Below are 9,012 nucleotides of genomic sequence, written 5' to 3'. Positions count from 1 at the left end.
ATGGGTGATCGAAATTTTCCAATTTGCTCCCCATATGCTCCCCCGTGAACTTTTTGTTTTTATTGATATTCCCTGAACCCCTTACTGAATATGGTGCGCCCGAGAAGATTCGAACTCCTAACCCCCTGATCCGTAGTCAGGAGTGCCTCCCTTCGCACTTCGTGCTACGGAGAGGTAAATCTCCCGTAGCCTTCTTACGCACATGTGCTTCGGAAGGTATACCTTGGCGTAGGGTGACTTACTGACATAACTCAATCCATCCCCACCTCTCTATCTTTCCCCCTTGGCAATCAGCTTTCCTTCAGGCATCATTTTCACAAAATAAAATGAGATTACATAATGGTGTACCGTTCTTTGCTCCCACTCCTGTTCTTTATTCTTCTAACGGAGGTTCCTGCCATGGCTCTTACAATTACAAGTCCTGCCTTTACACACGGAGAGATGATTCCCGACAAATATACCTGTGATGGTGAAGATATATCCATTCCCCTCAAATGGGATGGCGTTCCAGAAGGGACTCAAACTTTGGCGCTCATCTTCGACGATCCCGATGCCCCCATGGGAACCTGGGACCACTGGGTCTTATATAACATTCCGCCAAATACACCTGGTCTAGCGGAAAATATAAGCACTTTACCAGCTGGCACAAAGGCAGCGGAAAATAGTTGGGGGAAAAAAGAATATGGCGGGCCGTGCCCTCCCGATCGAATCCATCGGTACTACTTTAAGCTCTATGCCCTGAATTCAGAGTTAGATTCAAGCCTCATCTCCCATAAAAAATCACTCCAAGCCGCTATGGCTGATAAAATTATAGAACAAGCAGAACTTAGGGGAACCTACGATAAAAGAGAGCGACGGGATTAGTTTCTAGCCGTCAGTTCTCAGCCTAAATCCAGACTAGGCGGGAACCTTGCTCGCAACAGCTTCAGCGGATTTTTCATCCTTGCCCTTGTATTCGGGCACAAGATAACGGATCAAGCGAAGAGTATGCGCCGTTCGCCCTACTTTTGCAGACTCTTCCAATTCTACAAGCGCCCTGGATAAGAGCGAATAGTCAAAAACCCTCGGCGCTGCCAAGAAAAGATCCTGACAAGACGTAGACATAAGTTTTTCAGAGTTATGGAACAATTCCTCAAATAATTTTTCACCTGGACGGACACCCGAAAATTTAATTTCAATATCACGTTCAGGACGCAAGCCGGCAATTCGAATCATCTGTCGAGCAAGGTCTACTATTTTGACAGGCTCACCCATATTAAGCACAAATATCTTTCCACCATCTTGATATGACTGAGTTCCTAAAAGCCCAGCCTGCAGAACTAATTCAACAGCCTCTCGAATCGTCATAAAATAACGGATCATGTCAGGATGAGTCACGGTCACAGGGCCCCCTCTTGCAATCTGCCTTTTGAACAGAGGGATAACGGAGCCTGTGGATCCTAGCACGTTTCCAAAACGCACCGTAATGTATCTTGTCCCACCAGTGCGGGCTCCTTCGACAAGATCCAAGGCCTGGCAATAGCTTTCAGCAAGGCGCTTGGAGGCTCCCATGACATTGGTCGGATTTACGGCCTTGTCTGTAGAGATAAAGATCATGGCCTTTACCCCTGACATACGGCAAGCTTCTGCCATATTCCGAGTCCCAATGGTATTTGTCAAAGCCCCTTCATTTGGATTGAGTTCTACAAGGGGCACATGTTTTAGCGCCGCAGCATGAAAGACTATCCCTGGGGCCTCCTTTACAAGAATGTTGTTTAATCGATCCCGTTCGACCACATTCCCCAGAACAGCTGATTTTGAAAGAGTTGGAAATCGTTCAGACAGTTCAAGATCAATGGAATACAAAAGATATTCTGAATTATCTAAAAGAGTGATATGTGCAGGTTTTAAGCTCGCTATTTGACGAACCAACTCACTTCCTATACTGCCTCCTGCTCCCGTTATGAGAACACGCTGCCCCTTAATCAACCCTCCAATTCCCTCTCTATCCAACTTTGCTTGAGGTCTTCCAAGAAAATCCTCCACAGCAATAGGCTTTAACTCAAAAGCGGCAAGCTTCTCTGCAACCTGTCCGTGTGGCAGTCTTAAGAGCTGGATATTTAATTTTTCCGAAACGTCTAGAAAACTTTTATAGACCGATGGGGGAAAATCAGATTCTGCCATAAGAAATAGTTCTGGACGACTTCCCTTTCGTGTCAGATGATCTACGACAGAAGTCACATCTTTCAACTCTCCAAAAATCTCTTTTCCGTGGATTCTCCGACCTACCCTACTCTTCTTATCAGCGATCAAACCAACAACTTCGTACTTTGCATGGGGATCCCGACTCATTTGGCGCACAAAAGCCTCTGCACCATCTCCAGCCCCAACGATAAGAATAGGCGTTTTTTGATAAACGTGGTGCTCCCCACGCTTACGCTGATGGCGATCCTTTAAAATAAAGTACAAAAAGCGAGGGCCTATCAACAGGAAGAAAAGAACAAACCCTATTATAACTATCAAAGATCGTGGCAAGGGTGAGGTATTTGTTAACAAAATAAAAATAGGAGCGTACGACAGGATGATAAAAGCCGTTGCCTTCAAGATCCCCAGCGTATCGCTTAAGGATACATAACGCCAAACACCACGGTACACCCTTAAAACCAGAAAGATTCCTGTCGCTAAAAGTGTGAAACATGCCATATGGGTAAAAATGACCCCAAAGGAGTAATCCAGTATGTCATCTCCCACTCGAAGAAAAAGAGCTAGAGGCACGACAAGAAAAGCCATAGAAATATCATGCACAAAGGCAATCGTTGCTCTATCAAACTTTCTCGCTACCTTAGCTAAAGAGCTTAAAGATTTCAGACACTGGTGCAACAGCTGATTCAATTTTAAATATAGCCTATAGCCACCCAGTGCAGCTTTGAGAAAAAATTTCTTGAAATCCATCTTAAAAATTTAATTTCCTAAAAACCTTATTACGTATCTTCATTCTTTTCCAATGCCGCCCATCTGACAAATAAGATTCCAGGATGATTCCTCTACCGGCATTACGGATAAGCGACCCTGGCGCACCAACGCCATCTGAGATAGCTGTGAATCCTTTTTGATAGCCTCCAAAGTCACAGGTGTCCCAAGAGTTTCTTTGGCTTTAAAATCCACCATCCCAAATCGTCCAGATTCATCCGTAGGATCTGGATAATACTCCTTAACGACTTCAACAATCCCAACAATTTGCTTTTCATTAACCGAGTGGTAAAAGAAAGCAAGGTCTCCGACCTTCATACCCTTTAAATTATTTCGAGCCTGAAAATTCCTTACACCATCCCATTCTGCAACACCAGCTTCTTTATGGTCTGCCCATGACCAAGTTCCAGGTTCTGATTTAACTAGCCAATATGCCATCATATTTCTCTTTGATCATGCAGATTGTTTTATTTGGGAAAAGTCCACTTCTTCTTTTCCATACGGCCGAGAAAGTAAAAGCTCAACCGCATCACTTGCCGAAATTTCTCCATTCAGAACTCTCCTGATGCTCGTACAAATAGGCATTTCTACGCCTGCTTTGTCCGCAATCTTTTGAAGTGAATCCGCTGTGTAAACCCCTTCAGTTACTTGGTTCTGATTCTCCATAATTTCACTTAAAGAAGAGCCCTTTCCTAGGGCTTTTCCTAATGTCATGTTCCTTGACTGATCTCCCATGGTCGTCAAAAGTAAATCTCCAAGCCCAGACAACCCCATAAACGTCTCTGCTTTAGCCCCTAAACTTAACCCCAACTGAGTCATCTCAAAAAGGCCTCTTGTAATTAGGGCCGCTCTTGCATTTTCGCCAAAACCTTTTCCAGTAACGAATCCTGAACCAATGGCAAGAACATTTTTAAGAGCCCCCGCAATTTGCAGGCCTATCATATCCTTGCTCCCATAGAGTCGAAAAGTCCGACTCCCCAATGCATCAATAACGTGATCTATCTCAGAAGACTTTTCGGCAGCAATCGTGCTAGCCGTTGGAAGGTTTCCTGCGACCTCCTTAGCAAATGAAGGCCCCGACAGAACAGCACAAGAACCAATGGGTAGAATTTCCTCTATAACTTCACTCATAAGTTTCCCTGAAGAAAGCTCTATCCCTTTAGACGCAAGAACAAATAACGTCGGCTTTGTTATGAAGGGCTCTATTGATTTGACCGCACTACGAATAGCCTGAGCCGGAACAGCCAACACAATGAGATCACACTCAGCTATATCCTTGAGCTCGCGTGTTGCTATCAAACTTGGATCTAAGGTAACCCCCGGAAGATATCTAGCATTGGTATGACTGTTATTAATTTCTTCAACCGTCTTACCAGCGCGCGCAAAAATTTTCACTGAAGATCCAGCTCGCAGTGCAACCATAGCAAGGGCTGTCCCCCATGATCCCGCACCAATGATTCCTACTTTACGCATTGAATGTAACCCGTTCTAAAATTAAGCCCATTTAAAATACTGTTTAGGAAGTGCACGTCGCACTTAGCTCCTCAAGTGGCCACCTTGGACGTGGTGCAAAATCCATGCCATCGATTAGCCCCAGTTTAAACCGTTCTAATCCAGCCCACGCAATCATAGCGCCATTGTCCGTGCAAAGACTAACGGGAGGGGCACAAAAACGCAAGGAATTTTCCTGGGCCGCCTGTTCCAGCCTGCTACGAAGATAGTGGTTTGCCGCAACTCCTCCTGAAACTACAAAGGTGCCACACCTTGGCATATGCTCCGCAGCCAACTGAAAGGCGTTTCTACTTCTCTCCACAAGAACATCTCCCACAGCTGTTTGAAAAGATGCCGCCAGATCCTGTGAATCTTTCTCGGTTAAATCCCCCATAGATTCTACCTGAAACCGTACGGCTGTTTTGAGTCCAGAGAAGGAAAAATCACAGCCCGGACGCCTAGCAAGTGGACGAGGAAATTTAAACTTTGTCCCGTCTCCTTTGGTGGCAGCTTTCTCTACTGCAGGCCCTCCTGGAAATCCTAGGCCAATAATTTTCGCCACTTTATCAAAGCATTCTCCCACAGCATCATCCAATGTTGTGCCTAAACACTTATATTCATTTGGTTTTTGTACAAGAAGGAACTGAGTGTGACCACCAGACATAAGAAGCAAAAGATAGGGAAACTCAACTTCTTCAGTCAAACGCACCGCCAAGGCGTGTCCCTCTAGATGATTTACAACGACCAATGGCTTTCTATGAAAGGCTGCTATGGCTTTTGCTGTCATGACCCCAACAATGATACCCCCTATTAGCCCAGGACCACCTGTCACAGCAATAAGATCTAGGTCTTGAAACGTGACTCCAGCTTGCTCCAAAGCGCTTTGTATCAAAGTATCCATAGCTTCGAGATGGGCGCGAGCTCCCAGTTCCGGAACAACGCCCCCATATGGCTTGTGTTCTGAATTCTGAGATTGGATATAGTTTGACAGAATAGCTCTGTCTCCCCCTACAACTGAAACGGCCGTCTCATCGCAGCTAGATTCTATGCCCAAAGAAAGGTTATCTTTAACCATTTTTTTCATTTAAAGTTGACATTCCACATTCAATTTCGTAAATCTTGTTAGCACTCTATCGTAATGAGTGCTAGTTAAAAGAGTTTTTTAACCCTCAAATCAAGAGAGAGAGATCATTTATGAAAGTAAGACCACTATATGATCGTGTTATGGTTTGCCGCATTGAGGACCAAGACACAACGAAGGGCGGTATTATTATTCCTGATACTGCAAAAGAAAAGCCTATGGAAGGCAAAGTCATCGCCGTTGGGACTGGTTCTCGCGCTGAAGACGGGAGCATAACCCCTATGGATGTTACAGTCGGAGATCGCATTCTGTTCGGAAAATGGTCCGGTACGGAAGTAAAAATTGATGGAACAGAATACCTCATCATGAAAGAGTCCGACATCATGGGCGTGATCGAAGGTAAAGCCGCTTAAATACAATTATATATTAGGAGATAATACATGGCTGCTAAAGAAGTGAAATTTGGTTCTGACGCTCGCGAAAAGATGTTGCGCGGGGTTAATATTCTTGCCGACGCTGTCAAAGTTACACTCGGTCCAAAGGGCCGGAACGTAATTCTGGACAAATCCTTTGGAGCTCCACGCATCACTAAAGATGGTGTATCTGTGGCAAAAGAAATCGAACTTAGTGATAAGTTTGAAAATATGGGTGCACAAATGGTCCGGGAAGTTGCCTCGAAGACTTCAGATGTTGCTGGAGATGGAACGACAACTGCAACGGTTTTGGCTCAAGCTATCGTTCGCGAAGGTAGCAAAGCAGTTGCGGCTGGAATGAACCCCATGGATCTACGACGCGGGATTAACTTGGCTGTAGAAAGCGTCGTCGAAAACGTTAAAAAGTACACGAAAACGGTTTCAACAAACGAAGAGATTGCTCAAGTTGGTACCATCTCTGCCAATGGCGAAAGAGAAATTGGCACAATGATTGCCGAAGCAATGGCTAAAGTTGGAAACGAAGGTGTTATCACTGTTGAAGAAGCAAAATCCCTCAACACCGAATTGGAAGTTGTCGAAGGAATGCAATTTGATCGTGGATATCTTTCCCCATACTTTGTAACCAATGCTGAAAAAATGATTTGTGAGCTTGAAAATCCTTATATTCTTCTTCACGAAAAGAAGCTTTCTGGACTTCAGGCCATGCTGCCGCTTCTCGAGTCAATCGTACAATCTTCACGCCCTCTTCTTATAATCGCGGAAGACGTTGAAGGCGAAGCACTAGCAACACTCGTAGTTAACAAACTCCGTGGTGGTCTCAAAGTTGCTGCTGTGAAAGCTCCAGGGTTTGGTGATCGACGGAAAGCCATGCTGGAAGATCTTGGCATCCTAACAGGCGGCCAGTTGATCTCTGAAGACCTTGGCGTAAAGCTTGAAACAGTTACTCTGGATATGCTTGGTACTGCAAAGCGTGTCAGAATCACGAAAGAAGAGACAACTCTTGTTGATGGCGCTGGCAAGCGGGAAGATATCGAAGCAAGGTGCAATCAAATTCGGAAGCAAGTGGAAGATACCACCTCAGATTACGATTGCGAGAAGCTTCAAGAACGTCTTGCGAAATTAGCAGGTGGTGTTGCTGTAATCCGCGTTGGTGGTGCAACAGAAGTTGAAGTGAAAGAAAGAAAAGATCGCGTAGAAGATGCCATGCATGCTACGCGTGCAGCTGTCGAAGAAGGCATTGTACCCGGCGGAGGGTCTTCTCTTCTCCGTTCCATAAATATTTTGGATGCACTCAAGTCCGAAAATGACGATCAACGCGTAGGTGTCGATATTGTTCGTCGTGCTCTCCAAGCTCCAGTTCGTCAGATTGCAACTAATGCAGGAACAGATGGCTCCATTGTCATCGGTAAGTTGATGGACAACAAAGAGACTTCTTTCGGATACGATGCTCAGAAAGACCGTTATGGAGATATGTTCAAATTTGGAATCATCGACCCGACTAAGGTCGTTCGAACAGCTCTTCAAGACGCAGCATCAATTGCTGGACTCTTGATCACAACAGAAGCCATGGTTGCTGAAAAGCCAGAGAAAAAATCTCCGATGCCTGAAGCCCCAGGAATGGGTGGTATGGGAGGAATGGGCGGTATGGGTGGTATGGATTTCTAGCCCAAATCCCCTTTCGATACACGAAAAAAGGAGGCTTTCGAGCCTCCTTTTTCTATGGGTGGCAGGTGGCAGGTGGCAGGTGGCAGGTGGCAGGTGGCAGGTGGCAGGTGGTGAGTTTAAGGTCGGGTCGAATAAATAAACAATATGCTCATTCAATATTTTTACCTATACTCAACCTATGCCAAGACTTTTTATTGCACTCCCCATTCCAGATGATGTCCGAAAGAGACTAAAAAGTTCCATTCAAACAATCCCTGGAAGATCGGTGCCATCTCCTAATTGGCACTTAACCTTGATGTTTTTTGGAAACGTTTCCGATGAAATGCACGAAGGAATCCAGAAAGCTTTGGATGTTTTTACCTTTCAGAAATCCTTTCTCCTCTCTCTAAATGAACTCGATGCCTTCCCCCATAAAAACAGGGCCAGAGTCCTGTGGATTGGTGTTGACAAAGGAAAACAGGAACTCTATAGAGTCGCTACAGAATTAAGATCTCACTTTAGAGAAAAGAATATTGCGTTCGACCCAAAGCCTTTTGTCCCACATATAACAATCAGTCGATTCAAAAAACCTCAGGATATTGAGGCCTACTCTGAAAAAGTGGGAAGCTTAGGATCCGCAACACTTGCGGTAAACAAAATTTGCCTTTTCAAAAGCAGTTTCATAAATGGGAGCGTTGCCTACGAAATAGTACAGGAGGTGGGGCTAACTTGTTAAAGGCACATCCATTCGAGACAAAAAATAAGAAAATGGGAGTTGAGTAGCTTCGATCAATGGCTTATATTCCACTGTGGTTATTGGGAAAAGAAATTAAATTCCCTTGGGGTAGAAACTTTCTAAGGAAAAATCTATGAACTTAAAGATGGGTCTATTTATATTCGCTTCATTTCTAAGCGCATTTCTCTTGTTTTCTATGGAAATGATTTTTGGAAAAGCCATATTACCTGGCTTTGGTGGAGGTTCTTCCATATGGACAACGTGCACCTTCTTTTATCAATTTATGCTTTTATTGGGATATATTTTTGCACATTGGTCTCTCAACAGAATTGGTATGAAAAAATTCATATCAATTTATATTGCCTTATTTCTTGCATCCCTATTTTTATTTCCAATTAGTCTTTATACGGGATGGATGCAGTTTGTGGGAAGCCAGTATCCAGTTTTAAATTTGTTATCAGTATTATTATTCTCTATTGGGATTCCGTTTTTTCTCATTAGTTCTATCTCACCTATACTACAAAAATGGTACTTAGTAGAGACGTCTGAATAAATCAAAGCCAGAAGATTAAGCAGTTTTTGCAGCACTAAAAGAGTAAATTCGTGGGATATTATTCCTTTTTGAACCTTAAATGGTCCAAAAAGGCAGATTTTAGATACACTTGTCCTGTCTACGT

The 9,012-nt window shown here is 44.1% G+C and carries 8 protein-coding genes; 4 read left to right on the top strand and 4 right to left on the bottom strand.

Annotated features, from left to right (window positions below; translation table 11 throughout):
• Nucleotides 1–399 precede the first annotated feature (399 nt).
• Nucleotides 400–864 (top strand): YbhB/YbcL family Raf kinase inhibitor-like protein, encoded by a 465-nt coding sequence (locus HOL16_05255; protein MBT5390099.1) that lies wholly within the window; start codon nt 400–402, stop codon nt 862–864.
• A 33-nt stretch (nt 865–897) separates the two neighbouring features.
• Here the strand turns inward: HOL16_05255 and HOL16_05250 are convergent, their stop codons facing one another.
• Genes HOL16_05250 through tsaD form a run of 4 tightly spaced genes read right to left on the bottom strand, consistent with a single transcriptional unit; the run spans nt 898 to nt 5,524 of the window.
• Nucleotides 898–2,931, bottom strand: a complete 2,034-nt coding sequence (locus HOL16_05250) for a polysaccharide biosynthesis protein (GenBank protein MBT5390098.1) — start codon at nt 2,929–2,931, stop codon at nt 898–900.
• A gap of 39 nt (nt 2,932–2,970) precedes the next feature.
• The gene (locus HOL16_05245) at nt 2,971–3,387 is read right to left on the bottom strand and encodes an EVE domain-containing protein (GenBank protein MBT5390097.1); all 417 of its coding nucleotides are present in this window, start codon (nt 3,385–3,387) and stop codon (nt 2,971–2,973) included.
• Nucleotides 3,388–3,402: 15 nt separating this feature from the next.
• Entirely contained in the window at nt 3,403–4,422 is a 1,020-nt protein-coding gene (locus tag HOL16_05240; GenBank protein MBT5390096.1) for an NAD(P)-dependent glycerol-3-phosphate dehydrogenase, read from the bottom strand.
• Between the two features lie 43 nt (nt 4,423–4,465).
• Nucleotides 4,466–5,524, bottom strand: coding sequence for a tRNA (adenosine(37)-N6)-threonylcarbamoyltransferase complex transferase subunit TsaD (gene tsaD, locus HOL16_05235; protein MBT5390095.1), 1,059 nt, complete (start codon nt 5,522–5,524; stop codon nt 4,466–4,468).
• A 110-nt stretch (nt 5,525–5,634) separates the two neighbouring features.
• Between tsaD and groES the strand changes: the two genes are divergently transcribed.
• The 3 genes from groES to thpR all read left to right on the top strand — a co-directional run bounded on the left by groES (nt 5,635) and on the right by thpR (nt 8,335).
• The gene (gene groES, locus HOL16_05230) at nt 5,635–5,934 is read left to right on the top strand and encodes a co-chaperone GroES (protein ID MBT5390094.1); all 300 of its coding nucleotides are present in this window, start codon (nt 5,635–5,637) and stop codon (nt 5,932–5,934) included.
• Nucleotides 5,935–5,961: 27 nt separating this feature from the next.
• Entirely contained in the window at nt 5,962–7,620 is a 1,659-nt protein-coding gene (gene groL, locus HOL16_05225; GenBank protein ID MBT5390093.1) for a chaperonin GroEL, read from the top strand.
• 178 nt (nt 7,621–7,798) lie between these two features.
• Nucleotides 7,799–8,335, top strand: a complete 537-nt coding sequence (thpR, locus tag HOL16_05220; GenBank protein ID MBT5390092.1) for an RNA 2',3'-cyclic phosphodiesterase — start codon at nt 7,799–7,801, stop codon at nt 8,333–8,335.
• The last annotated feature ends 677 nt before the right edge of the window (nt 8,336–9,012 follow it).

It is taken from the genome of Alphaproteobacteria bacterium (assembly GCA_018662925.1).
Taxonomy (GTDB): Bacteria; Pseudomonadota; Alphaproteobacteria; order 16-39-46; family JABJFC01; genus JABJFC01.
The sequence above is the reverse complement of the archived record's forward strand: the minus strand, read 5'-3'. Positions and strand labels throughout refer to the sequence as shown.